A 24853-nucleotide genomic window follows, 5' to 3' on the forward strand; every position below is an offset into this window, starting at 1 on the left:
TGACAATCATGGTGTCGCCGGAAATCTCCAAGCTCGTACAGTCCGTCGTCGAGGACTATCTGATCGACGGCGAGCGGCTGTACAACCGCGTCGAGGTGGCCGAGCACTCGGGCGTTTCGCCGCAGGTGTCGCGCAAGCTCTGGACCGCTCTCGGTTTTCCGGCCAATCCCGACGATGCCGTGGAGTACACCGACCACGATGTGGAGGCCGTGCGCAGCTTCCGCAACTTCAAGGTCGTCAGCACCTCGGACCTGCGCGCGCAGGCCGCCACCGCGCGGGCCCTCGGTCTGAGCATGGCGCGGCTGGCGGAGTGGCAGGCCGATCTGATCTTCGCCGAGATCACCGCGCGCGTCGAAGCCGCCACCGCCGATGGTTCGGCGTCCGAACCCGAGGAGATCGCCTTGATCGCCAAGACGGCGGCCGAGGACACCATCTCCGCCGTCTCGGCGTTGCAGATATACGTGTGGCGGCGGCATCTGGCCGCAGCCCTGGCACGCTCGCTCGACGGCGGCCCCGCAGAGGATTCCACCCGCGAACTCGCCGTCGGGTTCGCCGACATGGTCGGCTACACCCGCCTCACCAGGCATCTGCATCCCGACGAGCTGACCATGCTGCTCGAGGCGTTCGAGTCAACCACGACGGCGGCCATCACCGAGAATGGCGGCTGGGTGGTCAAGAACGTGGGCGACGAGGTCATGTTCGCCGCCGAGACCGCGGCCGACGGCGCGCGCATCGCACTGGCCATCCAGGAGTCGACCATGATGGTCGCGGGCACGCCCGAGCTGCGGGTGGCCCTGGCCTACGGTCCGGTCCTGCAACGGCTCGGCGATCTGTACGGGTCGGTGGTGAACATGGCCTCCCGGCTCACCGGTGTCGCGCGGCCGGGCACCATCCTGATCGACGACGGCGCGGCGGCGGCGCTGGCCGACGACCCCGAATTCGATCTGCGGAACCTGCGCAGCGTCCGCGTGCGCGGCTTCAATCGCCTGCGGCCGCATCTGCTGCGCCCGAAGGAGAAGTAGCCGGTGGAGACCGACTGGTCCGCGCTGCGGGAGCGCTGCCTCGTCACCGCCGACGAGGCGATCCTCGCGTTGAACAAGCCCGCCGGCATCGCGGTGACCGGTGAGCGGCACGATACCGATATCGTCGAACTCGCCGCGGCCGCGGGTCGGACCCTGTATCCGGTGCACCGCATCGACAAGGCGACCTCCGGTCTGGTGCTGCTCGCCACGGACCTGACCGCGCATGGCGAATTGACCAGGCAGTTCAACAAGCAGACCGCCCAGAAGGCGTATCTGGCGATCGTGTCGGGCGAGGGGCTGCCCGAGCGGGGCGAGATCGATCTGCCATTGAGCGTCGGCCGCAAGAACCGGGTGCGCATCGCCGCGCAGCGTGCCGCCATTCGCACCGCCGACGACGAATCGGGTTGCCGCCGTTGGTATGTCGACGACGCGGAGCTGATCGACACCACGCGCTATCCCTCGCTCACGCGATTCGCGACCCTCGCGCGCACCGACGGGTCCGCGCTGCTGGTGGTGCGACCGGTCTCCGGGCGGCGGCATCAGATCCGGGTGCACCTGGCCTGGATCGGGCACACGATCCTCGGCGATCCACTCTTCGACAAGTCCGGCGCGCGGCCACGCGCCCATCTGCATTCGTGGCGGCTCGGCCTCACCGCGTCCTGGCGCACCCCGCCCGTCCTCGATCTGGAGGCCGGGCCCGGGGCGGACTTCTGGGAGCCGTTGCCCGCGGTCGACCCGGACATCCTCCAGCGCGCGAACGAGACGTTCGATGTGAACCGAGTCACTGATCAACTACTACACGCGCCGTCGTGGCGAGACTAACAACGACCGACAATACCCAGGTCAACTACCCTGTGTGGGTGCGCTGAGCCGGACACGCGCACACTCTGACGCAATGGAGCGATCCCCCAGAGAAAGCGAACGCCGATGATCCTGGTGGCTCAGGTCAGCGACACACACTTCGATCTCGGCACCCGCAACACCGAACGAGTCGAGCGCGTGCTGGAATTCCTCACCGGACTGCGCCGCCGCCCGGACGCCATCCTGGTCACCGGCGACATCACCGAATCCGGCAAGGCCGAGCAGTACGCCGACGCGCGCGCCGCGTTCGCCACCGACCTGCCCGTCGTCGCCATTCCGGGCAATCACGACGATCGCGCCAACTTCCGCACCGTCCTGCTCGACGAGCCCGCCTCCGACGAACCGATCAACCGGGTGCACCGGGTCGGCGACGCGACCGTCGTCCTGCTGGATTCCAGCGTGCCCGGCGAGGCGGGCGGGCGCCTGTGCGAGACCACCTACGAGTGGCTGCGCGAGGTACTCGCCGAGTCGCCCGCCGACGCGCCGATCCTGCTGGCGCTGCACCATCCGCCCGCGCGGCTGTTCAGCCCGGTCGTGGACGAGATCGCGCTGGCCGATCCCGAGCGCCTGGCCGCGGTGGTCGCCGCCGACGAGCGCATCGTCGGCGTGGTCACCGGTCACGCGCACTCCGCCGCGGCGACGACCTTCGCGGGCCGCCCGCTGCTGATCGCCCCGAGCACCGCCTCGGTGCTCGGCGGGATGTGGGAGCTGGAACTGCCGCACCGGGTGATGGACTACGCTCCCGACCCGGCCGTCGCCCTGCACGTCATCGACGAGAACCGGCGTCTGACAACCCATTTCCGCTCGGTGTCGATGGCCGGGCGGATCACGGCGCAGCCGAACTGATCTCAGCGGCGGCCCGCCCGTTCACGCCGGTAGGCCGCGGGGGTCGCGCCGGTCCAGCGTTTGAACGCGTAGATGAAGGTCGAGGATTCCGCGTAGCCGAGACGGATGGCCACATCGCTGACCGACAGCGGTGTGGCGGTGAGCATTTCCTCGGCCAGTGCGCGGCGCACCTCGTCCAGCAGGGCACGGTAGCTCGTGCCCGCCGCGTCGAGATGACGGCGCAGGGTGCGGGTGCTCATATTGAGATCACGTGCGACGGTGTCGATTCCGGCGGGCGCGGCGAATCCGTCGGCGTCGCCGGGCACCAGGAGTTTGCGCACCTCGGCGGCGATCCCGGTGCGGGCGCGGCGGCGATCGACCAGATCACGGCACTGGCTGAGGCACATGGCCCAGGTGTGCTCGTTGGCCTGCGGCAGCGGCTGTTCCAGGATCACCGGATCGATGGCGAACAGATTCCGCGGCATGCCGAAACGCGGCGTGACCACGGTGACCTCGGCGATGCGATCGGCGTATGCAGGCTCCTCGAAGCTGAATTCCGCACGGGTGAGCGGCAGATGCCGACCGAGTAGATCGCTCATCACCCGGTTCATCGCGGTCACGTCGCGCTCGATGAGGAACTGGCGCACATCGGCGGGTACGGATTCGTCGTGCACGTAGGCGACGAATTCCCCGTCGGACCATTCGGCCACCGGCAGGCAGAAGGTGAAACTGAGGTCGAGAAAGCGCAGCGCGAAGGCGATGGCCTCGCTCAGCGTCGGACTGCTGACGCAGGCGAAACCGAAGATGCCGAAGGTGGTGATGCGGTACTTGAGGCCGATCTCCACCCCGAGGGCGGGACGGTCGCCGAGTTCGGCGACCAGATTGCGAATCACCGCGAGTTCGGTGTGCGCGTCGATCTGGGCGTCGGGATCGTGCAGGGTGGCCTCGTCCAGTCCGGTTCCGGCGAGCATGCGCGCCGGTCGGACGCCGCATTCGCCCGCGTGGGCGACCATGAGCGCCACGCTCGCGATGCCACGCGGGAAGTTCCAGTCGCGGATTCCCGGATCAACCACCCGCCTCATCCGGCCATTATGGCCGAAATTCTCGATCAGTATGAGCGGCGGCCCCTACAGTGGATTCAGGAACGCATGTGGGGAGAGTCACATGAAAGCAGATTCGCACCGGGCGGCCGACCCCTCGGTGATCGTGATCGGCGCCGGATTCGGCGGCATCTGTGCCGCGATCGAATTGCGCCGCAACGGTTTCCGCCACATCACCATTCTGGAGCGCGCCGACGATCTCGGTGGGGTGTGGCGCGAGAACACCTATCCCGGCGCGGCCTGCGATGTGCCGTCGCCGCTGTATTCCTACTCCTTCGAGCCCAAACCGGACTGGCCGCAGCGCTACTCCCCGCAAGCGGCCATCCACGACTACCTCGCCGAGGTTGCGCGCAGGCACGGCGTCCTCGACGCCATCGAATACAAGACCGAGGTCACCGACGCCGAATACGACGACGCCACGGGCATGTGGCGGGTACGCACCGCCGACGGGACCGAACGCACCGCGCGGGTGCTGATCCCCGCCGTCGGCCAGCTCTCCCGCCCGGCGTGGCCGTCGATTCCGGGCATCGACAGCTTCGAAGGCGTCGCCTTCCATTCCGCGCGGTGGAATCACGAGGTCGATCTCACCGGCAAACGGGTGGTCTGCATCGGCACCGGGGCGAGCGCCATCCAGTTCATCCCCGAGATCCAACCGCGGGTCGGGCACCTGATGCTGTTCCAGCGCACCCCGGCCTGGGTCATCCCGAAATTCGACACCGATTACAGCCCGGTGCAGCACCGTCTCTTCGCCCGCATTCCCGGCATGCTGCTGCTGGAACGCTTCGGCTGGTGGTCGGTCGGGGAATTCGTCGCCCTCGGACTGGTCGAGGCGCCCGCCATCACCCGCATCGTGGCGTGGATGGCCGCGCGCAACCTGCGCAAGAATGTCGAGAATCCGGTCCTGCGGGTCGCGCTCACCCCGAACTACCCGATCGGATGCAAACGCGCGCTGTTCTCCAACGACTACTATCCGGCGCTCACCCAGCCCAATGTGTCCGTGCAGACCGCCGCGATCAGCGAGATCACCCCGCGCGGCGTGCGCACCGCCGACGGCGTGGAACACGAGGCCGACGTGATCATCTACGGCACCGGATTCAAGGGCACCGAATTCCTGTGGCCCATGCGCGTATACGGGCGCGGCGGCAAGGCCCTCACCGAGGTCTGGGCCGAGGGCGCGCACGCCTACTACGGCATCACCGTGCCGGAGTTTCCCAATATGTTCATGGTGTACGGGCCCAATACGAACCTGTCCTCCGGCTCGATCATCTACATGATCGAATCCCAGACCCGCTATATCGGCAAGGCCATGCGACTGCTCGCCGAGCGTCCCGGTCACGTCCTCGAGGTCAGGGCCGAATCCGAAGGCGAGTTCAACACCGCGCTGCAACACAGGCTGCTGCGCACCCCCTGGAACTTCTGCACCAGTTGGTACCGCACGGCGTCGGGGCGCATCACCAACAACTGGCCCGGCACCGTGTCCAGCTACCGGCGGCGTCTGCGGCGCGTGCGGCGCGAGGACTACACCCTGACCCCTGTCGCCTGACCCGGATAGCGGTCGCGACCGCGCACCGACCTCGGCCCGTGCGCCGGGCCGGCAGACTTGACCCGTGAGCGAACTGCCCGGCGCCATCGGACCGACCGACATCGCGCGCGGACCGCTGCGCCCGATCGAGCTGGCCACCGGCGCGGTCCTCGGCGGGGTCACGGTCGGGTTGATCACCGTCGGGTCGGTGATCCCCTTCGCCGCCGCGCTGCAACTGGTCGCCGCGGTGCCGATGGGGATGCTGGCCCATCGCTACCGGGTGCGCGCACTGTTCACCGCGACCGTCGCCGCCACCCTTGTCACCTTCGTGGCCGCGGGCCTCATGCCCGCACTCGGCGTCATCGCCACGGCCACCATCGGCGGCATCATCGGCGGGGTGAAGCGCCGCGGCGGCGGTTTGCTCGCGGTTTTCGTGCTCTCGATTCCCGCCGCGCTGCTGTGGGCGGGCTTCTCCATCGGATCACTGCTGATCTTCGGGCGTACCCGGGAACTGTTCTTCGACACCATCCGCAATACCGCCGACGGTCTCCAGCGACTCGCGGCCCGCCAGCCGCAGTTGGAACCGGTCGGGCGCGCGGCGGCCGACCTCACCGACTTCACCCTGCGCTGGTGGTGGGTCGTTGTCGGCGGCGGCGTCGCCACTGGCGTGATCTTCAGCGCGCTGATCTCCTGGTGGATACTCGGATCGGTGCTTGACCGGCTGGCCTGGCTGCCCAGCCGGGACCGGCTCGACGCACCCGCCGACGATCGCCCCATCCAGCCACTGCCGGTCACCCTGCACGCGGCCGGCTTCCGGTACCCGAATACCGCCGTCGCCGCGCTGAGCGATATCGACCTCACCGTGCGGGTCGGCGAATTCGTCGCCGTCGTCGGCCACAACGGTTCGGGAAAATCCACCCTCACCAGGCTGCTCGCGGGTCTGCCACCGACCTCGGGCACGGTGACGCGACCCGGGTCGGCCGGACTGGGCCATATCGGCGGCACCGCGCTGGTGCTGCAACGTCCCGAGAGCCAGACGCTCGGCGTTCTGGTCGCCGACGACGTGGTCTGGGGTCTGCCCGACGACGTCGCCGCGCAGACCGATATCGACGCGCTGCTGAGCGAGGTCGGCCTCGCGGGCATGGGCGGGCGGGAGACCGCGACCCTGTCCGGCGGACAGCAGCAGCGCCTCGCGGTGGCCGCCGCGCTGGCGCGCCGCCCCGCCCTGCTCATCGCCGACGAGGCGACCTCCATGATCGACCCGGAGGGCCGCCGGGAGTTGGTCGCCCTGCTGGCCGATCTGCCCGTGCGCCATCCGATGGCGGTGGTGCTGGTCACCCATCACGAAGCCGATGCCGCGGCGGCCCATCGCGTCGTGCACCTGGCGGCGGGCCGCGCGGTGGACCGGCTGCCCGCGTGGCCGCGGCCCGTTCGCGACAGCCGACGCCGCCCGATGGGCCCGACGGTGCTCGAACTGCGCGGGGTGAAACACACCTACAATCGCGGCACCCCGTGGGAGGCGCCCGCGCTGCACGGTGTCGACCTCACGGTCCGCCGCGGCGAGGCGCTGCTGGTGGTGGGCGGCAACGGTTCCGGCAAGTCCACGCTCGCCTGGATCATCGCCGGACTGATCACGCCGACCTCGGGGCGCTGCGAGCTCGCGGGCAGATCGAGGGGCAGGCGATCGGGCCGGGTCGCGCTGGCCTTCCAGCACTCGCGGCTGCAATTGCAGAAGCAGACCGTGGGCGAGGAGATCGCCGACTGGGGCGGGCGCGTCACCGGGTCCGGCGCGGTCGGGCGGGCCTTGGACTCGGTCGGACTCGATCGCGCGCTCACCGCGCGCTCCATCGAGGAACTGAGCGGCGGACAGGCCAAGCGGGTGGTGCTCGCGGCCATCGTCGCCAGCCGCGCGCAGGTGGTGGTGCTGGACGAGCCGCTGGCCGGACTCGACCCCGGCGGTCGCGCAGACATCGTGGAACTGCTCGCGCGGCTGCGTGATTCGGGGATGACCCTGATCATCATCTCGCACGACGTGGCCGATATGGCGGCGGTCTGTGATCGCACCGTGCACCTGGAGGCCGGGCGCATCCCGGACAGCCGACCGGTCGTCGACCCCGCGCCCGTCTCCGAACACCGCGATACCCGCCCCGCGCCGCTGCCCCATCCGGGCGACGCGGCCTGGCACGTCGACAATGGAGGACGCCGATGAGCACGGTACTGCTGCGCCAGGTGCCGGTGTCGAGTCCGGTGCACGATCTGTGGGCGGGCACCAAGATGATCGGCGCGTTCCTGATCAGCGTGCTGCTGATGTTCTGGCCCAGTTGGATCGCACTCGGGGCCATGGCGCTGTTCCTGGTTGTCATCGGCATCGTCGCGCATCTGCCGCTCGGCACCCTGCCCCGGCTGCCGTGGTGGTTCTGGGGACTGATCGGCCTCGGCGCCCTGCTCAACGCCCCGGTGGGCGCGGCCGCGGTGCTGCGCTACGCCCAGGTCGTGGTGTTCGGCCTGATCCTGGTGGCGGCGTCGTTCCTCATCGCCTGGACCACCCCGATGGGCGATATCGCCCCGGCACTGGCGACCATGGGCGCACCGCTGCGCAGACTGCGGATACCGGTCGACGAATGGGCCGTTGTGGTCGCGCTGACCCTGCGCGGCCTGCCCCTGCTGCTCGAGGAGATCAGGGTGTTGCGGGCGGCGCGCAAACTGCGGCCGAAGGACGGCGTGCTCGACCGGGCGGCGGACAGTCCGCTCATCGATATCCTCACCGCGGCCATGGCCGTGGCGACCAGGCGGGCCACCGAACTCGGCGAGGCCATCACCGCGCGCGGCGGCACCGGCGCGCTGACGGCCCATCCCAGTTCGCCCACCCGCCGCGACGGCCTCGCTCTCGGGATCGTCGTCGTGGTCTGCGCGGGATCGGTCGCGCTCGATCTGCTGATCTGAACCGCCCGCGCCGCCGAACACCACACGGTGCGCCGAGGACCGACGCGAAGGGCGGCTACCGCACTCGGCAACCCGGTGCGACGGGCCGACCGGCGAAACGATCCGCGAGATAGTCGAACGCGCCGCCGAACTCGACCACCGCCGTCGGATTGTGTCCGGGCAGCGGCGACAGCCGGTGGGTGACGGCGGCGCCGAGCGCGCAGTAGCGTCCGACCAGACCGATGAAACCATCTGCCGGAATCACCTCGTCGGATGCGCTGTGGTACAGGTACATCGGCGTCGACGGCGCCGCGCCGCCCAGTTCCTGCGCCGCCAGGGCGGCGCGGAAATTCGGCTGCGACAACAGATCCGGGACGGAGGCGAACTCCTCCACCCGCGCGTCGCGGTATTTCGGCAGCAGATCCTCACCGCAGGCGTCGCCGTCCTCGGCCAGCATGGCCGCGCCACGGGCGTTCAACAGCGCCCCGATGCCCGCCTCGGGATTGTTGCGGGTGACGGCGTGCACGATGAGCACGGCGAGGCCGGCCTGACCGGTGCCGTCGACGTGACGGGCGATCGCGGTCCAATCCGCGGGCACGCCCCCCGCACTCACCCCGACCAGGCGCACTTCGGGGGCGTAGGCGGGCTGGAGTTCGGCGGCCCACAGGGATGCGTACGCACCGCCGGAGTACCCGTAGGCGGCGACGGGTCCGGCGGGTCCGATACCGCCCGCGCCGAAGGCCAAGGCGGCGCGAATGCCGTCGAGCACGCCGCGACCCGCGTTCACCCCGTCCAGGAATCGGGCATCCTGACCGTCGTAGTCGCTGGTCACCACGGCCCAACCGCGCAGGAGCGCCGCGGCCATGAACGGCGAGTCGATCAGGGTGTTGAATCCGCCGGTGGTGCTGCCGCGCAGGGTCCGGGATGGTGCGCACCGCGCGCCGAGGCTGTCCACCGCGACCTGATACGACAGCACCGGACGCGGTCCGCCACCGAGCCAGGGCAGATCGGCGACCATGACGGTGGTCGCCTGCGCGACCGGGCGCTGCCGGGAATCGGTGCTCCGGTACAGCACCTGCCAGGCCGAAATCGGCAGCGGCAGACCGAACAACGCGATGGACCGGGTGCGCAGCACCGCGCCATCGGGATATCCGGCGAGTTCGGCGGGCGCGACGTAGAACGGGTCCGATTCGGAGGGCCCGGGATCGGCCACCGCGGGCGGCAAGGGCGCCGACGCGATCGCGGCAACGGCCAGTACTGCGGCGAATATTGTTCGCGGGCCGCGCTTTTCATGACAGGTGCGCATGACGCCTCCCCTGCTCCGCGAGGCGTCGATCCACCTCGACGAGACTTCGAACGGTACTGCGGTCGAGGTCGCCGCGGCAATGGGGCGAGGGCCGGGCAATACCTTCGCCTGCGTGTCCGGTGCACGAAATCGCCCGCGCCACAGCGGTAATGGGTCCGTCCAAGCGACCGGTGTCCTCGGCACGGTGCCGACCGGTCGGCCCGGCTTCGCGGCGCGACGGTTCCTACGGCCGGCGCGCGGCATCGTCGGCACCCAGCCAGGCCGGATGCCACAGCCTGCCGGTCTCGGTCCAGTTCATGTAGCGCACCGAACCGGTGATGCGCGGGGTCACCCAGACCGCCTCCTTGCGCTCCTCGGCGGTGAGTTCATTGGCGAACGGGCTGGTGCGGCGTTCGGACCGGCCGAGCCGCCGCGCCAGCTCCCGCATATCCGTATCGCCGAAACCGGTCCCGACCCGACCGACGTAGAAGAGTTCGCCCTCGTGTGGAATGCCTACCAGCAGCGACTTGAACCCCCGCGCGGCACTGCGCCGCCAGCCGCCGACCACCACCCGCTGGATACGCCAATTTCGCTGCTTGACCCACGAATGTCCGCGCTTGCCCGGCAGATACACCGAATCCTTGCGCTTGGCGACCACCCCCTCGAGTCCGTGCCGGATGCTGTGGTCCAGCGCCCGCGCCCCCGGACCGTCCAGCCGTGGCGGCACCGTCAGCGAGGGCGAATTCGCCGCCAACGCCTCCAACACCCGCCTGCGGTCGGTGTAGCGCTTACGCAGCAACGAGGTGCCGTCGAGATAGAGCACGTCGAAGGCGACGAACACCGCGCGAGCGGCATCGGCGCGCAACAGCCCCAGATTGGCGATGCCGTGATCGTCGAAGACCACCGCCTCCCCGTCGAGCACGACACTGTGCTCGGCCAGCTCGTCGGCCATGATCGCCAGACCCGGATAGCGGTCGGTCACCGTATTGCCCGCGCGGCTGCGCAAGGTCAGCGCACCGTGATCGATTTCGGCGATGAGCCGGAACCCGTCCCATTTGGTCTCGAAACACCACTCCTCGTCGTCCAATTCGGCGATATCGCCCGTTGTCGCCAACATGGGCGACAATCCGCGGGGGAACTTCGCCTGCCCACGGGCGGTGACGATGATCCGCGGCTGCGCCCGCACGGGATCGGACGGATCGGCGCGGTCCTGCTCGCGCATCAGATGCATGAGCCACTGTTTGCCATCGGTCCTGATCAAGGCGTAGCGGCCGGTCAGGCGGCGACCGTGGAAAGCGACGATGACCTCGTCCTCGCGCCATTTCTCGGTCTCGTAGGTGCCCTCGTCCCAGATCGTCATCTCGCCCGCGCCGTATTCGCCCTCGGGTATCACGCCGTGGAAATCCAGATACTCCAGTGGATGGTCCTCGGTGTGCACGGCGAGCCGATTCTGGTCGGGACTCGTCGGCGGCCCCTTGGGCACCGCCCAGGACACCAGCACCCCGTCACGTTCGAGCCGCACGTCCCAGTGCAATCGCCGCGCGTGATGTTCCTGCACCACGAACCGGTCACCGGAACCGGGCGTCGGCGCCGACGGCGGTACCGGTTCCGGGGTGCGCCGCGGATCGCGCATCGAGCGGTAGCGGGCGAGCGCGTCGTCGGGAGACGAAGGCGCGCAATCGGCGGCCAGGGGCGGGTCGAGGTCTGCCAGCAGGTCACCGTCGTCGCGGTAGCGGGCGAGTACCTCGTCGAAACGCAGGTGCCGCAGCCGTTCCCCGTCCTCGATCTCGGCCCAGGTGCGGGGGGCCGCGGCGTTCGGCTCGGCGCGGCCGCGCATGGAATACGGGGCGATGGTGGTCTTGGCCGGATTGTTCTGACTCCAGTCCACGAAGACCTTGTCGTCGCGCACCGATTTCGCCATCGTCGCGGTCACCAGATCGGGATGCAGTTTCGCGAGATTGGTGGCGACCTGTTTGGCCACCGTCGACGCGCCACCGGGACTCAGCGGGCGCTGCAACGGGACATAGAGGTGAATGCCCTTGCTGCCGCTGGTCACCGGAAAGGCGCGCAGCCCGATCCCCTCGATCATCTCCCGCACCAGCACCGCGACCCGCGCGCATTCGGCCAGTCCGGCCCCCGGGCCGGGGTCGAGATCGAAGACCAGCCGGGTCGCCGCGCCCATCTCCGCGGCGTCGAAACGCCACTGCGGCACATGCACTTCCAATGCGGCCTGCTGACCGATCCAGGCGAGTCCCGCCTCGGAATCGATGACCGGGTACACGACGCGGCGATCGGAATGCTCGACGGTGCGGCGTTCGATCCACGGCGGCGCGTGCGCGGGCAGGTTCTTCTCGAAGAACGAGGGTTCCTCGACGCCGTTGGGCCAGCGTTTCCTGGTCACCGGCCGTCCGGCGATGTGGGGCAGCATGGCGGGAGCGATCGCGGCGTAGTAGGCGATCACCTCGCCCTTGGTGGTCCCGGTCCGCGGATACAACACCTTGTCGAGATTGCTCAGCTCGACATCGACACTCGCCTCGCCGGGACCGCCACCGAATTTCCGGCGGGACACCATATGTCGACTCCGTGCCGGGAACCGGCGACCGCCGGTTCCCGCCGCACGTCAGTCGTGGTGGCCGGGGTGCTCGGGCGGGACCACCTTCTTGGCGGCCTGCTTGCCCTTGGCGATCTTGTCCGAATATTTGCCGCTGGTCTTCTGGTCGATGAAGTCGCCCGCCTTGTCGACGGCCTCGTTGATCTTGGGCGCGTTCTTGGCGGCCGCGTCCTTGCCCTTGTCGACCAGCTTCTTCAGGTTGTCTGCCAGACTCATGTGCCGTCGTTCCTCTCGTATCGCCGAATGGGGTCGAACAACGGGGTGGGTATCACCCCACATTTTCCCACCAAGAGTGGCTCGGCGGGAGGGCCAGCGGATCGACACGCTCGCCCGGCATGGGCACAGCCACCGCGGTGCCCACCGCCCGCGCCGCCTCGACCATTCGCCGCACCGGCTCCGACCAGCCGTGGAAGGCGAGGTTGAAGGTGGCCCAGTGGATGGGGACCAGCAGTCCGTGCCCCGGATCACCGACGCACAGATCGGCGTGCGACCGGACCGCCTCCTCGGGATTCATGTGCACGTCGGGCCAGTTCTCGTCATAGGCGCCGATGGGCAACAGGGTCAGATCGAAGGGGCCGAGTGCCGCGCCCGCCTCGGCGAACGCCTTGGTGTAGCCGGAGTCACCGCCGAAATACACCCGCCGCGTCGGGCCGACGATCGACCACGACGCCCACAGCGTGGTGTTGCGCAGCAGCCCGCGACCCGAGAAATGCCGGGCCTCGGTGCAGGTCAGGACCAGATCGGTGCCGTCGCGTTCGCGACCGAGCGCGGCCAGCGACACCGAACCGCCCCAATCCAATTCGACGATCCGATGTTCGGGCACACCCCAGTGCCGCAGATGCGCGCCGATGCCGACCGGCACCAGAAACGGGGTGGACTGGCCGTCGACGAGGGCCTTGACGGTCGCCTTGTCGAGATGGTCGTAGTGGTCGTGGGAGATGACGACCGCGTCGACCTCGGGCAGATCCGACAGCGGCGCGGGCACCGGATGCAGGCGCGCCGGACCCACCAGCGGCGAGGGCGAGACCCGTTCGCTCCACACCGGATCGGTGAGGACGCGGTAGCCGTCGATCTCGACCAGCGCGGTCGCGTGCCCGTACCAGGTCACCGCCAGATCGGCGGCCTGGGCCGGAACCTCGGGCGTCCGCGTCGGCACCGTGGCGCTCGGGCGACCGGCATTGCGTCTGGTCAGCGCCGAATACAGCAGCGCGGGAACGGCGCCCGCGGCCAACTGACTGCTCGGCTCGGTGTTGTGGAACCGGTAGTCGCGATAGGTGGTGGCGCCCGCGGCGTAGGGCTGGATCGCCGAGATCGACGCGCCGATCGCCGACGGGATGTCCCACGCCGCGCGAACCACCCAGGTGATACCGAGGCCTCCCGCGGCGACGCCCAATATCTTCCGCACACTCGTCATGGTGGTCTGCTGTCCTTGCTCCCCCGCTATCGGCCAACGAATTTCGCCGAACGCCGCTCCTGTCGCGCCAGCCGACCTTCCTTGGCGTCGGCGCTGGCCCAGGCGGCCTCCAGCGCCTCGCGCTGCGGCGCGGGCTCCGGTTCCCTGGTCCCGTCGTCATTCAATACCAACTTCATGTGCCGCAACGACAACGGCGCGAGTTCGGCGATGGATTTCGCCCACGCCTGCGCGTCGGCGAGCGTGCCGAGACGGTTGGCGAATCCGAAGGTGTAGGCGTCCTGGGCCGACACCGTCTCCGCGCCGAGCAGCATGGTGCGCGCCGGACCGCCGCCGATCAGCGACACCAGTCTGCGCACCGTCCAGCGATCCACCGAGATGCCGAGTCTGGCGGCCGGTATGCCGATATAGGCGTCGGGGGCGACGACCCGCAGATCCGAGGCGATGGCGACCTGCACGCCCGCGCCGAGCGCACCGCCGTTGATCGCCGAGATCACCGGCACCGGAACCGACTCGATGGTGTGCAGCATGTCGAACAGGCCGTCGAGGAACGAATCGGAGTACACGCCCGACAGATCCGCGCCCGCGCTGAACAGCGGTCCGCGCCCGGTGAGCACGATCACCCGCGCGCCATCGGCGACAGCGGCGAGCACAGCCTCGCGCAACGACGTCACCAACTCGGCGTTGAGCGCGTTGCGACGTTCCTCACGTTGCAGTTCGACGGTGACGACATCACCGTCGCGGCTGACTCCGAGCATGCTTCCTCCCCAACTCGCGGTGTCCTTCGGTCATCTTCACAATGCCACAGCCCGCGGCCGCCGCCACCGAAGGCGATACCACGGACAGCTCGCCACCCGGGTCGCCGCGGACCCGCGCGTGCACCTGATCGGCTACGGACCATCGGCAAGCACGATCGGGGCCAACCGCGCCGGACGGGCCGCCGCGGTCGAACTCACCCGCTATCCGGAATCGTCCGCCTGACCGGGCGGTCAGGCGCCGATGGTGAACTCGTCAGGATCGGGTCCGATGCGGCCGCCGTCGTCGAGCGCGTCGATCGCGGCCATCTGCGCATCGCTCAACTCGAAACCGAAGACGTCGAAGTTGGCGACGATACGGGCGGGGGTGACCGACTTGGGGATCACGATATTGCCGAGCTGGAGATGCCAGCGAATGATGACCTGGGCCGGGGTGCGGCCGACCTCCTCTGCCACCCCCGTGACCGCCGGGTGGTCGAGCAGCGTGCCCTGCCCGAGCGGCGACCACGCCTCGGTGGCGATCGCGTTGTCAGCGTGGAAGCGGCGCAACTCGCGCTGGGCCAGGCGCGGATGTAATTCGATCTGGTTCACCACCGGGATCTCGCCGGTCTCGCCGATGACACGGCGCAGGTTGTCGACGGTGAAATTGGACACGCCGATCGAACCGACCCGGCCGTCCTTCTTCAGCGCCTGGAAGGCGCGGAAGGTGTCGACGAACTTGTCCGCGACCGCGACCGGCCAGTGGATGAGGTACAGATCCAGATAGTCGAGGCCGAGCCGCTCCATACTCGCGTCGAAGGCGCGCAGTGTGCTGTCGTAGCCCTGTTCGGAATTCCACAATTTCGTGGTGACGTACACCGCGTCGCGCGGGAGCCCGGATTCCCGGATGGCACGGCCGGTGCCCTCCTCGTTCCCGTAGATCGCGGCGGTGTCGATGCTTCGGTAGCCCGCCTCGAGGGCTGTCTTCACCACGGGGTACGCCTCTTCGGAGGGCACTTGGAAGACGCCGAACCCGAGCTGCGGTATCACGTTCCCGTCGTTCAACACGATCGGGGGCACGGCGGAAATCTCGCTGCGGAAGGTCACCCGTTCGACCGTAGAAGTGCCGACGCGAACCGTCAACGAAGAACCCTCGCGTGTTGGTCGCGCCGTCGCAGGTCGAAGCGCTCGCCCCGCTAGCTGGCCGCGCCCGGCAGGCCGAGACGGCGATAGCGCGCGCCGCGGGCGCGGCGCAACTCGTCCGGGTCGACCGCGGCGAGATCGGCCAGTTCCGCGGCGATGGCGGTGACCATACGGTGCGCGAATTCGTGCGGCTCGTCCGCCGCGTCGGGATATTCCTCGACGACGCGATCGACGATACCGTCGGCGTGCAGGTCGGCGGCGCGAATGCGCTGGGCGGCGGCCAATTCCGGCGCGTGCGCGGTATCGCGGTAGACGATCGCGCTCGCACCCTCCGGCGGCAGCGGCGCCAGCCAGGCATTGGTCGCGGCCAGCACGCGGTCGGCGGGCAGCAGCGCCAGCGCGCCGCCGCCGGTGCCCTGCCCGAACAGGACCGAGACCGTCGGGGTGTCCAAGGTGACCAGATCGGCGATACAGCGGGCGATCTCGGGGGCGAGCCCGCGCTCCTCGGCCTCCTTGGACAACGCCGCGCCGACGGTATCGATCACCAGGACCAGGGGTAGTCGCAGTTCCCTTGCCAGCGCCATACTGCGCCGGGCCTCGCGCAGCGCGGCCGGGCCCATGGTGTTCTCGTCGTGTTGGGTGGACCGGTCGTGGCCGAACACCACGCACGGCCGCCCGCGGAATCGGGCCAGCGCGTGCACCACGGTCCGGTCGGCCTCGCCTTGGCCGGTACCGCTGAGCGGAACCCGTTGCGTCACATGGCGCAAGAGATCCCGAATGCCCGGACGATCCGCCCTCCTCGACCGCAGCACCGAACGCCAGGCTGGGTCTGTGTCTATGGCCGCGACTTCGTCGCGGCGGGTTCGCGGCCCTTCGGGTCTCGCGTCCGAGCGGTCGAGACTCGCGCCTGCGGCGCCTTGTCTCGACCGCTCGGACGCGAGACGGCCGCGAACCACATCCACAGCACCACCCTCAGCACTGCCAATCCCCAAACCCTCAGACCCCCCACCCGAACGACCGACACCCGCTCCTTCGTCACCCTGCCACGACCGCTCAGACCCGAGACGGCCGCGAACCACATCCACAGCAGCGCCATCCATGGATTCACGATCGTGATGGGCCGCGGTTGAATCGGGTATTACCGTGCCGCTGAGGACACTGAGGGCTCGGTGGGCGATCCGGCGGAATACCGGGATCGGCACCACGCCGTCGATCACGCCGCTGCGGTAGAGGTTCTCGGCGGTCTGCACGCCTTCGGGGAACTCGACGCCGTAGAGGGCCTTGTACACGCGGGGGCCGAGGAAGCCGATGAGCGCGCCGGGTTGGGCGAAGGTGATGTGGCCGAGCGAACCCCAGGACGCGAATACCCCGCCCATCGTCGGATCGCGCAGGTATACCAGATACGGATGGCCCGCGGCCTTGTGCTCGGCCACCGCGCCCGCGATCTTGACCATCTGCACGAAGGCGACGGTGCCCTCCTGCATCCTGGTGCCGCCCGAGGTCGGCGAGGCGATCAGCGGCAGTCCGAGTTCGGTGGCCCGTTCGACCGCCGTGACGATGCGCTCGGCGGCGGCGACCCCGATCGAGCCCGCCAGGAAGCCGAACTCGCAGGCGATCACGGCGACGCGCCGACCGCGCAACAGCCCCTCACCGGTGAGCACCGACTCGTCGGCGCCCGCGGCCGCCTCCGCCTTGCGCAGATCCTCGCGATAGCGCTCGGACATGGCCACCGGCAAGGGGGGCCGGTCCCAGCTGACATACGAGCGGGTGTCGAGCAGCTGTCCGAGTAGTTCACGCGCCGAGATCCGCATCGCGCGAGCATATCGGGCGCCGCCGAGGACGGATCCGGCGCGGCGAGCAGCGCCGCGCCGGATCGAGCCGTCAGTAGCCCTGCATCACCTTGCGGAGTGCGTATTCGGTGAGCGAGACCAGTGCCTGCTTGGCCGGTTCCCGCCGCCGTGCGTCGATGGACAGGATCGGGACGTCGGCGGGGACCGCGAGGGCCTGCCGGATGTCCTCGATCGGATAACGCGGTGAGTCGTCGAATTCGTTGAGCGCCACCAGGAACGGCAGATTGCGCGCCTCGAAGTAGTCGACGGCCGCGAAGCTGTCCTCCAACCTGCGGGTGTCGACCAGCACCACAGCGCCGATGGCGCCGCGGATCAGGTCGTCCCACATGAACCAGAATCGGTACTGGCCCGGTGTGCCGAACAGGTACAGCACCAAGTCGTCGGCCAGGCTGATACGACCGAAGTCCATGGCCACCGTGGTGGTGGACTTCATCGGAATGCCGGTCAAGTTGTCGATGCCGGTACTGGCATTGGTCACGAGAGCTTCGGTGCGCAGCGGAACGATCTCCGAGACGGCACCGACCAACGTGGTCTTGCCGACACCGAAGCCACCCGCGACCACGATCTTCGCCGAGGTCGGCTTGCTGGTGCGGGTATCGACCTGCGCCGTCGAATCAAATACGCCGGAGTCCACTGAGAACCCTTTCGATCAGCTCGCGACGTTCATCGTCGCTGGAATCGTCTTTCAATGTCGCCGAAACGCGGACATGCCCGGCTTCGATCAGGTCTGCCACGAGTACCCGTGCCACACCTATCGGAATACCCAGGCGCGCCGCAACTTCGGCGACGGACGGCGATTCTCTGCACAACTCCACGATTGACGTCTCGATGTTGGTCAGTTCGAACTGCCGCTCCAGGGCGACCGGATGCGATGCGACGAGGGCCTCGAGCGCCAACTCGACCGCGGGCCGCGTTCGGCCCGCGGTCAGCGAGTACGGCCGGACGAGGCTCGGCTCGGCGCTCCCCATGCGGTGATCTTCTATGTCCATCCCACCATCAGGAACCCATCGTGACGCGTGGGGTGGCCTGCACCGTCTGGCCGACACGCTCAACCAACAACGCCATCTCGTAGCCGACCTGACCGATATCGCAGGACGTATTGGTCAGCACCGCGAGATAGGAGCCGTCACCGACCGCCATCAACAGCAGATAGCCGTGTTCCATCTCCACGACCGACTGTAGGACGGTGCCGCCCTCGAAGAGGTTCGATACACCGACCGACAGGCTCGCCAGGCCCGCGGTGACGGCCGAGAGCTGCTCGGCGCGGTCGACAGGGAGCTGAGCGCTCGCGGCCATGAGTAGTCCGTCAGCCGAGACCAGGACGGCATGAGCTACGCCAGGAACCTCGTTGGCGAAGTTCGAAACCAGCCAATCCAGCTGACGATTCGTACCACCTAGATCGGGGTTCATCGGTCTCCTTTATCTCCGGTTAGGTTCGGTGCTTTCATTGCGCGGCCATCCCGGACGCCCTGCTGGTGACGACTCAAGCTTGACCTGATGGATTCCGGATCTCGGGGGCGCGGGGCCCGTGGCTCGGTGCCGTTGCTGACAGCGCCGGGCACCAGCCTGACGCCCGGATTGCGTTGCGGCAACCCGGCGGCGGTCTTCGTCTCGGCTTGCGCCTCACTCGCCCGACGCGCGGCCAGCCAGCCTTCGTCACCGGGCGCTTCGAAGCCTGCCGCCACCTGCGACCGATCCGGATTCGGGTCCGATAACCACGCCGACATCATCTCGGCGAAGATCGGACTGTCCATTGTCGACCCGTCCTCGACGGCGGGCTGAAGCCGGGTCTGGAAGAACGACGCGGTCTTGGCCGGGTTGGACCGGTAGCTGTGCCTGCCCGGATCGCGTCCCGCCGCCTCGCCGTCGTCGACGGCTTCGGCGGATGCCGACGGCCGTTCGCGTTGCGGCAGCGCCACACCGGGCGGCGCGACCTCGCGCGGCAGATTCGTCGCACCGGGCGCACGCTGCGGCAGACCGTTGGCCCCCGGCGCGGCGGGCTGCCTGCGCGGCAGGCCGCCCGCCAGCGGCTCCCTGGTGGGCAGGGAGTCCCTGGTCGGCAGTGCGTTCGGCGCGGCCTCGCGCGGTTGTTCGGCGGCGGGCTGCCGCTGCGGCAGACCGGTCGCACGCTGCGGCAGACCGGTCGCACGCTGCGGCAGACCGCCCGGCTCACGCTGCGGCAGGCCGGGCTCACGCTGCGGTAGGCCGCTCGGCTCACGCTGCGGGCCGCCCGACTCACGCTGCGGCAAGCCGCCCGACTCACGCTGCGGCAGACCGCTCGCGCCCGGTTCACGGGTCGGCAGGGAGCCGAGTCCGGGTTCGCGCGGCGGCAGTGCGCCCGCGGCCGGTTCTCTGGTGGGCATGGCACCCGAATCGGGTTCGCGCGGCGGCAGATTCGGCTGCCGCTGGGGTAGCCCGCCCGCACGTGATTCGCGCTGGGGCAGCCCGCCCGGCGCGGCGTCGCGCGGCGGCGGGCCACCCGCCGCGGGCTCGCGCCCGGGTAGGCCGTTGGCTCCGGGCCCGCGCTGCGGCAGACCGCCACCGGCGAGCGGCTCCCGGCTCGGCAGCGCGCCCGGTCCGGCGTCGCGCGGCTGTTCGGCGGCCGGTTGCCGCTGCGGCAGACCGGTGGCACCGGGTTCCCGCTGCGGTATCGCGCCCGCACCCGGTTCCCGGGTCGGCAGGGAGCCAGCGGTCGGTGCCCGGCCGGTGGTACCCGGGTCACGCTGCGGCAGACCGTTCGGGGTCTGCGCGCCGGGCTGACGCTGCGGCAGACCGCCCGCGGCGGCGTCGCGCTGCGGTGCGCCATTGGTTCCGGGCTGACGCTGCGGCAGACCGCCCGCGGCGGGCGGCACGCCATTGACGCCGGGCCTGCGCTGGGGCAGCTCACCGGAATCGTGCGGCGGCTGCGCGCCCGGCGCGGGCGGCGGACCGATCACGCTTGGCCCCGTCGGCGGACGCGGCGGACCGCTCTGGCCGAGGTTGCGCTTGGGCAGATTCGCGGCGGCGAGCTTGCCGCGCTGCGGGCCGTTGTGCTGCTGGCCAGGGGCAGGCCGCAGGGTCGGGCTCGACTGGGCCTGATCCTGGCGCGCGGCGGGCGACATGGTCGACCCGGGCTGGCGCTGCGGCAGACCGCCCGCCGCGGCGGGCGTCGCGGTGCCGGGCTTGCCGACCGAGATCGGGCCGCTTACGCCGGGATCGACGGTGACCACCATGTTGCCGCCCGGGGTCCGGGTGACCGCGCGGGTCTGCATCGAGGGACCCGTCGGCGGACGCTGCTGCGGAGTCGAGGGCCGGGGCGTTTGGGGCGTCTGCGGGCTCGCCTTGACCGCGCTCGGCTGCACGGGCTGCGGGACGATCGCCTGGCCCGCGACGATGAGTCCGACCGGCACGTGCACGGTGACGGTGACGCCGGGATCGCGCGCGGTGTCGAAGGTCGGCCGCAGCCGCACGGTCAGACCGTGGCGCTCGGCGAGCCTGCCGACCACGAACAGACCCATGTGGCGCGCGGTGTCCGGGCCGGGTTCGGCGGCCTGCTCGAGCCTGCGGTTGATGTCGGCCATCTCGGCGGGCGGCATACCGATGCCGCGGTCGGCGACCTCGATCAGCAGACCCTGGTCGTGCGCCTGCGCGAAGGTGAACTTCACGTCGGTCTCCGGCGGCGAGGCGCGCAGCGCGTTGTCGAGGAGTTCGGCGAACAGGTGCGCGAGGTCCGAGGCGGCGGGCTCCTTGAGCGAACCGCGCGGGGTCGCCCCGAGCTTGACCCGCTCGTAGTCCTCGACCTCGGAGATGGCGGCGCGCAGCACGTCGGCGATCTCGACCGGGGCGGACTTGGCCCTGCGCTGTTTGGTGCCCGCGAGGATCAGCAGGTTGTCACCGTTGCGGCGCATACGGGCGGCGAGGTGGTCCAGCCGGAAGAGGTTCTCGAGCAGGCGCGGGTCCTTCTCGTCGTATTCCATCGCCTCGATGAGGCTGAGCTGATGGTCGACCAGCGACTTCGACCGCCGCGCCAGTGTCTCGAACATGTCGTTGACCTGTGAACGCATCTGCGCCTGATCGCTCGCCAGGCGCAGCGCCTGACCGTGGATGTCGTCGACGGCGCGGGCGAGCTGGCCGATCTCCTCGGTGCTGCGCACCGGCATCGGTTCCAGTGGCACGTCCTCGGGTGAGGCGCCGTTGCGCAGCTGGTTGACCTCGTGTGGCAGATCGCTCTCGGCCACGCGCAGCGCGGCCAGTCGCAGCCGGTGCAGCGGCACGATCATCGACCGCGCGACGAACACCGCGAGCGCCAGTGCCGCGAGGATGGTCGCGACGACGACCGCGGTATAGGTCCACGCGTCGGTGCTCGCGTTGGACGACAGTGAGTTCATCGCGGTCTGGATGTCCTTGGTGGCCTTGGCGACCACCCGCTCGTAGACCTCGACGCTGGTGGTGAGCGAGAGCTTCAGGTCGCCGAGCGGGATTCGGCCCGCCTGCGACTCCGGGCCCGTGATCAACGCCACCCTGGTCTCGATGCCGGCGCGCAGATCCGCGATGGAGGCGTCACTGTCGGGGAATCGGTGCGCCAGCACGTTGAGCAGTTCGCGCTCGGTATTGGCCGCGCTGAGTACGTTCTGCATGGCGTCGGGCTTGCGCTGGAGTACGTCGCTGAAGGCGGCGAGCTCGCCGACCAGGGTCGCGCGGGTGTTGATCGAGTCGACCAGGCGCAGCTTCGCCGCGTCCAACGCGGGATCGCTGACCTGGGACGCGGCTCCTTCGACGATCCGCACGCTGTAGTTGCGGATGCGGTCGATCGCCGCGAGCGATTCGGCCGCGACGGTCGGCGACTTGCCGGGCGCGCGCACCGCTCTGGCCTCGGTGAGCATGCTGCCCAGCGTCGCGCGCGCGGCGGGCGCGCCCGCCAGCTGGGTGGAGGCGCCCTCGGCCTTGGCGATCGCGGCGTCGAGCTCGCTGAGGTCCTTGTCCGTTACGACGGTCTGCCCGTTGAGCGAGACCAGCTGGGATCCGGCGACCGTGGCCGCGGCGGCGCTCAGGCCGGTGACGGCCGGAATCGCTTCGATGTTCTGAGCCACGGTCGCGAGTCTCTGCGCGTTCGAGAACTCCGCGGTGATCCTCGACACGCCGAGCCCGACCGCGACCGCCAGCGGCACGGCGAGAACGGCCGTAACCTTCCAGCGCAGGTCCCAATTGCCGAGCGCCCAGCGCTTCTTGCCGGACCTAGCGGCGTCACGCATCTCCCACTCACTTTCCAAACTGGCCCCAGCCCGCGCCATCAGCGAACCTCCACAATCGCATGCTGGCTCGCCAGATGGAGCTGGCCGAGAACTGCGGCTGGCCGAGAAATTGCGTCTACGACGGCCCAAATAAGTGACATCAGATTCTAACGGATCAATAACAGCTTGGGTGACATCCGGTAAGGCAACGCCCCTTGACCTGCCTCTAATAGACAAAACCAAAGGTCGCGGCACCCGTCCGGGCGTCGCGTGAAGTCTGCCACAATCATGCAGATCTATCGAGGCGGGCATACAGGCGAGGCTAGGGAGTCACGATTTGAACGCGCGGCACGAGTATCGATCGGTCTATCAGACCAGCTTGGTCGACCCGACCGAGTTCTGGACTCGTGCCGCCGAAGCCATCGAATGGGACGTGCCGCCGACCCAGATCCTCGACAACGCCGCGCGCCCGGTCGCCCGCTGGTTCCCCGACGCCCGCCTCAACACCTCGGTCAACGCCCTCGACCGGCACGTACGCGACGGTCACGGCGATCGGGCCGCCCTGATCTACGACTCGGCCATGAGTGAGGACAGCCGCACCTACACCTACGCCGAACTGCTGCGCGAGGTCGCCGTCTTCGCCGGGGCCATGCTGCGGCTCGGGGTCGGCAGGGGCGATCGGGTGGTCATCTACCTGCCGATGATCCCCGAGGCCGTCATCGCCATGCTGGCCTGCGCGCGCATCGGCGCGGTGCACTCAGTGGTCTTCGGCGGATTCGCCGCCCCGGAACTCGCGGCCCGCATCGATGACGCCGAACCCGTGTTGATCGTCACCGCCTCCGGCGGCATCGAGCCACACCGGCGCATCGAGTATCCGCCCATCGTGCTCCGGGCACTCGACCTCGCCGAGACGACCGTGCCCCGCACGGTCGTGGTCAAACAGCGCAAGAGATTCCCCGCCATCGATTTCGCCGCACCGCAGGAAGCGACCGGGTCCCTACCCGACTCCAGCCAGACCGTCGCGGTCCGCTGGCTGGACTGGGAAGATGCGATCCGCGATGCCGAACCCGCCGAGCCGGTCTCGGTCGCGGCGACCGACCCGCTCTATATCCTGCACACCTCCGGCACCACCGGTAAACCCAAAGGCGTGGTGCGCGACAACGGCGGGCACGCGGTCGCGCTGGCCTGGTCCATGCGCAATATCTATGATGTCGGCCCCGGTCAGGTCATGTGGGCGGCCTCCGATGTCGGCTGGGTCGTCGGCCATTCCTATATCGTCTACGCGCCGCTGCTCGTCGGCGCGACCACGGTGCTCTACGAGGGCAAACCCATCGGCACCCCGGACGCGGGCGCCTTCTGGCGGGTGGTGTCCGAGCACAAGGTGCGGGTGCTGTTCACCGCGCCGACCGCACTGCGCGCCATCCGCAAGGCAGACGCCGAGGCCGCACTCGCCCACCGCCACGACCTGAGCTCGCTGCGCGCCCTGTTCTGCGCGGGCGAACGGCTCGATCCGGCCACATACGCCTGGGCCACCGACACCCTGCTGGCCGACCGGCCGGACTGCCCCGTGGTCGATCACTGGTGGCAGACCGAGACCGGCTGGCCCATCGCCGCCGATCCGCTCGGACTACAGCAGTTGCCGACCAAACCGGGATCGGCCTCGGTGCCCATTCCCGGCTATCGACTACGCGTGCTCGACGCCGAGGGCAATCCGGTGCCCGCGGGCACCGAGGGCAACATCGTCATCGGACTGCCGATGCCCCCCTGCGCGCTCACCGGTCTGTGGCAGGACGAATCGCGATTCCAGCGGTCCTATATGGATGCCTTCCCCGGCCACTACCTCACCGGCGACTGCGGCTATTTCGACGAGGACGGTTACCTGTTCGTGCTCGGCCGCAGCGACGACGTGATCAATATGGCGGGCCACCGACTGTCGGCGGGCAGCATCGAGGCCGCCGTCTCAGGACATCCCGCGGTAGCCGAATGCGCCGTGATCGGTCTGGCCGACGAACTCAAGGGACAGCGCCCGGTCGCCTACGTGGTGCTCAAGGAGGGCGTGGAGATCGAGCCCGACCGCTTGCGCGAAGAACTCGTGGCCCGGGTGCGCGAACAAGTCGGCGCCATCGCCACACTGCACGACGCCATCGTCGTCGCCGCGCTCCCGAAGACCAGATCCGGCAAGATCCTGCGCAAATCCATTCGCCAGATCACCGCGGGCGACGAATACGACGTGCCGTCGACCATCGAGGACCCGGCGGTGCTCGTGGCACTGGCCGATCAGATCCTGTCGGGCAGAACGCCGATCGCGCCGATCACCGCACACGACGACACCGGCCCGATCGCCCCGGCCTGAGCAT

The 24853-nt window shown here is 69.4% G+C and carries 19 protein-coding genes and 1 pseudogene; 8 read left to right on the top strand and 12 right to left on the bottom strand.

The window, feature by feature from the left end; genetic code table 11:
• Positions 1 to 8: 8 nt before the first annotated feature.
• The 3 genes from APZ21_RS28955 (at position 9) to APZ21_RS28965 (ending at position 2729) form a co-directional block, all read left to right on the top strand.
• Positions 9 to 1022 carry an adenylate/guanylate cyclase domain-containing protein gene (locus APZ21_RS28955; RefSeq protein ID WP_054816662.1) on the top strand — a complete coding sequence of 338 codons (1014 nt, stop codon included), beginning with the start codon at positions 9 to 11 and terminating at the stop codon, positions 1020 to 1022.
• Between the two features lie 3 nt (positions 1023 to 1025).
• Positions 1026 to 1844 carry a pseudouridine synthase family protein gene (locus tag APZ21_RS28960; protein WP_054816454.1) on the top strand — a complete coding sequence of 273 codons (819 nt, stop codon included), beginning with the start codon at positions 1026 to 1028 and terminating at the stop codon, positions 1842 to 1844.
• Between the two features lie 105 nt (positions 1845 to 1949).
• On the top strand, positions 1950 to 2729 hold the full coding sequence (locus APZ21_RS28965) for a metallophosphoesterase (RefSeq protein ID WP_054816455.1): 780 nt from the start codon (positions 1950 to 1952) through the stop codon (positions 2727 to 2729).
• A gap of 2 nt (positions 2730 to 2731) precedes the next feature.
• On the opposite strand, the gene APZ21_RS28970 is transcribed toward APZ21_RS28965, so the two are convergent.
• Complete coding sequence (locus APZ21_RS28970; protein ID WP_054816456.1) at positions 2732 to 3790, bottom strand: AraC family transcriptional regulator; 1059 nt, start codon at positions 3788 to 3790, stop codon at positions 2732 to 2734.
• Positions 3791 to 3872: 82 nt separating this feature from the next.
• On the opposite strand from APZ21_RS28970, the gene APZ21_RS28975 reads away from it, so the two are divergent.
• From APZ21_RS28975 to APZ21_RS28985, 3 genes are all read left to right on the top strand, one after another.
• Positions 3873 to 5351 (top strand): flavin-containing monooxygenase, encoded by a 1479-nt coding sequence (locus tag APZ21_RS28975; RefSeq protein WP_054816457.1) that lies wholly within the window; start codon positions 3873 to 3875, stop codon positions 5349 to 5351.
• A 64-nt stretch (positions 5352 to 5415) separates the two neighbouring features.
• Entirely contained in the window at positions 5416 to 7539 is a 2124-nt protein-coding gene (locus APZ21_RS28980; RefSeq protein ID WP_082393543.1) for an ABC transporter ATP-binding protein, read from the top strand.
• On the top strand, positions 7536 to 8273 hold the full coding sequence (locus tag APZ21_RS28985; protein ID WP_054816458.1) for an energy-coupling factor transporter transmembrane component T family protein: 738 nt from the start codon (positions 7536 to 7538) through the stop codon (positions 8271 to 8273). Before APZ21_RS28980 ends, APZ21_RS28985 begins: the two co-directional genes overlap by 4 nt.
• Before the next feature lie 55 nt (positions 8274 to 8328).
• Here APZ21_RS28985 and APZ21_RS28990 read toward each other — a convergent pair whose 3' ends face one another.
• The 5 genes from APZ21_RS28990 to APZ21_RS29010 all read right to left on the bottom strand — a co-directional run bounded on the left by APZ21_RS28990 (position 8329) and on the right by APZ21_RS29010 (position 14317).
• Complete coding sequence (locus tag APZ21_RS28990; RefSeq protein WP_054816459.1) at positions 8329 to 9558, bottom strand: lipase family protein; 1230 nt, start codon at positions 9556 to 9558, stop codon at positions 8329 to 8331.
• A 223-nt stretch (positions 9559 to 9781) separates the two neighbouring features.
• Positions 9782 to 12109, bottom strand: a complete 2328-nt coding sequence (locus APZ21_RS28995) for an ATP-dependent DNA ligase (protein ID WP_054816460.1) — start codon at positions 12107 to 12109, stop codon at positions 9782 to 9784.
• A gap of 48 nt (positions 12110 to 12157) precedes the next feature.
• Complete coding sequence (locus APZ21_RS29000; protein WP_054816461.1) at positions 12158 to 12364, bottom strand: antitoxin; 207 nt, start codon at positions 12362 to 12364, stop codon at positions 12158 to 12160.
• Between the two features lie 52 nt (positions 12365 to 12416).
• Positions 12417 to 13562: an MBL fold metallo-hydrolase gene (locus APZ21_RS29005; RefSeq protein WP_054816462.1), complete on the bottom strand. Its 1146-nt coding sequence runs from the start codon at positions 13560 to 13562 to the stop codon at positions 12417 to 12419.
• A gap of 26 nt (positions 13563 to 13588) precedes the next feature.
• Positions 13589 to 14317 carry an enoyl-CoA hydratase gene (locus tag APZ21_RS29010; protein WP_054816463.1) on the bottom strand — a complete coding sequence of 243 codons (729 nt, stop codon included), beginning with the start codon at positions 14315 to 14317 and terminating at the stop codon, positions 13589 to 13591.
• 82 nt (positions 14318 to 14399) lie between these two features.
• Here APZ21_RS29010 and APZ21_RS34480 point away from each other — a divergent pair.
• Positions 14400 to 14540: pseudogene (locus APZ21_RS34480) on the top strand (pyridine nucleotide-disulfide oxidoreductase); the annotation flags it as partial.
• A gap of 8 nt (positions 14541 to 14548) precedes the next feature.
• Here APZ21_RS34480 and APZ21_RS29020 read toward each other — a convergent pair.
• The 6 genes from APZ21_RS29020 to APZ21_RS29045 form a co-directional block, all read right to left on the bottom strand.
• Positions 14549 to 15400 (bottom strand): aldo/keto reductase, encoded by an 852-nt coding sequence (locus APZ21_RS29020; RefSeq protein ID WP_054816465.1) that lies wholly within the window; start codon positions 15398 to 15400, stop codon positions 14549 to 14551.
• Positions 15401 to 15489: 89 nt separating this feature from the next.
• Positions 15490 to 17247 carry a carboxyl transferase domain-containing protein gene (locus APZ21_RS35860; RefSeq protein ID WP_054816466.1) on the bottom strand — a complete coding sequence of 586 codons (1758 nt, stop codon included), beginning with the start codon at positions 17245 to 17247 and terminating at the stop codon, positions 15490 to 15492.
• A gap of 70 nt (positions 17248 to 17317) precedes the next feature.
• A complete protein-coding gene (locus tag APZ21_RS29030; protein ID WP_174387363.1) occupies positions 17318 to 17920 on the bottom strand; it encodes a GTP-binding protein in 603 nt (200 codons plus the stop codon).
• A complete protein-coding gene (locus tag APZ21_RS29035; RefSeq protein ID WP_054816467.1) occupies positions 17901 to 18275 on the bottom strand; it encodes a DUF742 domain-containing protein in 375 nt (124 codons plus the stop codon). The genes APZ21_RS29030 and APZ21_RS29035 overlap by 20 nt, the downstream gene beginning before the upstream one ends.
• 7 nt (positions 18276 to 18282) lie before the next feature.
• Complete coding sequence (locus APZ21_RS29040) at positions 18283 to 18696, bottom strand: roadblock/LC7 domain-containing protein (protein WP_011207200.1); 414 nt, start codon at positions 18694 to 18696, stop codon at positions 18283 to 18285.
• A complete protein-coding gene (locus APZ21_RS29045; protein WP_082393562.1) occupies positions 18693 to 22517 on the bottom strand; it encodes an ATP-binding protein in 3825 nt (1274 codons plus the stop codon). Before APZ21_RS29045 ends, APZ21_RS29040 begins: the two co-directional genes overlap by 4 nt.
• 316 nt (positions 22518 to 22833) lie before the next feature.
• Between APZ21_RS29045 and APZ21_RS29050 the strand changes: the two genes are divergently transcribed.
• Positions 22834 to 24849, top strand: coding sequence for an AMP-binding protein (locus APZ21_RS29050; RefSeq protein WP_054816468.1), 2016 nt, complete (start codon positions 22834 to 22836; stop codon positions 24847 to 24849).
• The last annotated feature ends 4 nt before the right edge of the window (positions 24850 to 24853 follow it).

It is taken from the genome of Nocardia arizonensis (assembly GCF_001310275.1).
Lineage (GTDB): Bacteria > Actinomycetota > Actinomycetes > Mycobacteriales > Mycobacteriaceae > Nocardia > Nocardia arizonensis.

Coding starts and splice junctions, on each gene's coding strand:
- APZ21_RS29040 (WP_011207200.1), bottom strand. CDS start 18,696: ATGAACCCCGATCTAGGTGGTACGAATCGTCAGCTGGATTGGCTGGTT.
- APZ21_RS28955 (WP_054816662.1), top strand. CDS start 9: ATGGTGTCGCCGGAAATCTCCAAGCTCGTACAGTCCGTCGTCGAGGAC.
- APZ21_RS28995 (WP_054816460.1), bottom strand. CDS start 12,109: ATGGTGTCCCGCCGGAAATTCGGTGGCGGTCCCGGCGAGGCGAGTGTC.
- APZ21_RS28965 (WP_054816455.1), top strand. CDS start 1,950: ATGATCCTGGTGGCTCAGGTCAGCGACACACACTTCGATCTCGGCACC.
- APZ21_RS29010 (WP_054816463.1), bottom strand. CDS start 14,317: ATGCTCGGAGTCAGCCGCGACGGTGATGTCGTCACCGTCGAACTGCAA.
- APZ21_RS29045 (WP_082393562.1), bottom strand. CDS start 22,517: ATGCGTGACGCCGCTAGGTCCGGCAAGAAGCGCTGGGCGCTCGGCAAT.
- APZ21_RS28990 (WP_054816459.1), bottom strand. CDS start 9,558: ATGCGCACCTGTCATGAAAAGCGCGGCCCGCGAACAATATTCGCCGCA.
- APZ21_RS29000 (WP_054816461.1), bottom strand. CDS start 12,364: ATGAGTCTGGCAGACAACCTGAAGAAGCTGGTCGACAAGGGCAAGGAC.
- APZ21_RS35860 (WP_054816466.1), bottom strand. CDS start 17,247: ATGCGGATCTCGGCGCGTGAACTACTCGGACAGCTGCTCGACACCCGC.
- APZ21_RS29035 (WP_054816467.1), bottom strand. CDS start 18,275: ATGGACATAGAAGATCACCGCATGGGGAGCGCCGAGCCGAGCCTCGTC.
- APZ21_RS29005 (WP_054816462.1), bottom strand. CDS start 13,562: ATGACGAGTGTGCGGAAGATATTGGGCGTCGCCGCGGGAGGCCTCGGT.
- APZ21_RS28970 (WP_054816456.1), bottom strand. CDS start 3,790: ATGAGGCGGGTGGTTGATCCGGGAATCCGCGACTGGAACTTCCCGCGT.
- APZ21_RS28985 (WP_054816458.1), top strand. CDS start 7,536: ATGAGCACGGTACTGCTGCGCCAGGTGCCGGTGTCGAGTCCGGTGCAC.
- APZ21_RS28975 (WP_054816457.1), top strand. CDS start 3,873: ATGAAAGCAGATTCGCACCGGGCGGCCGACCCCTCGGTGATCGTGATC.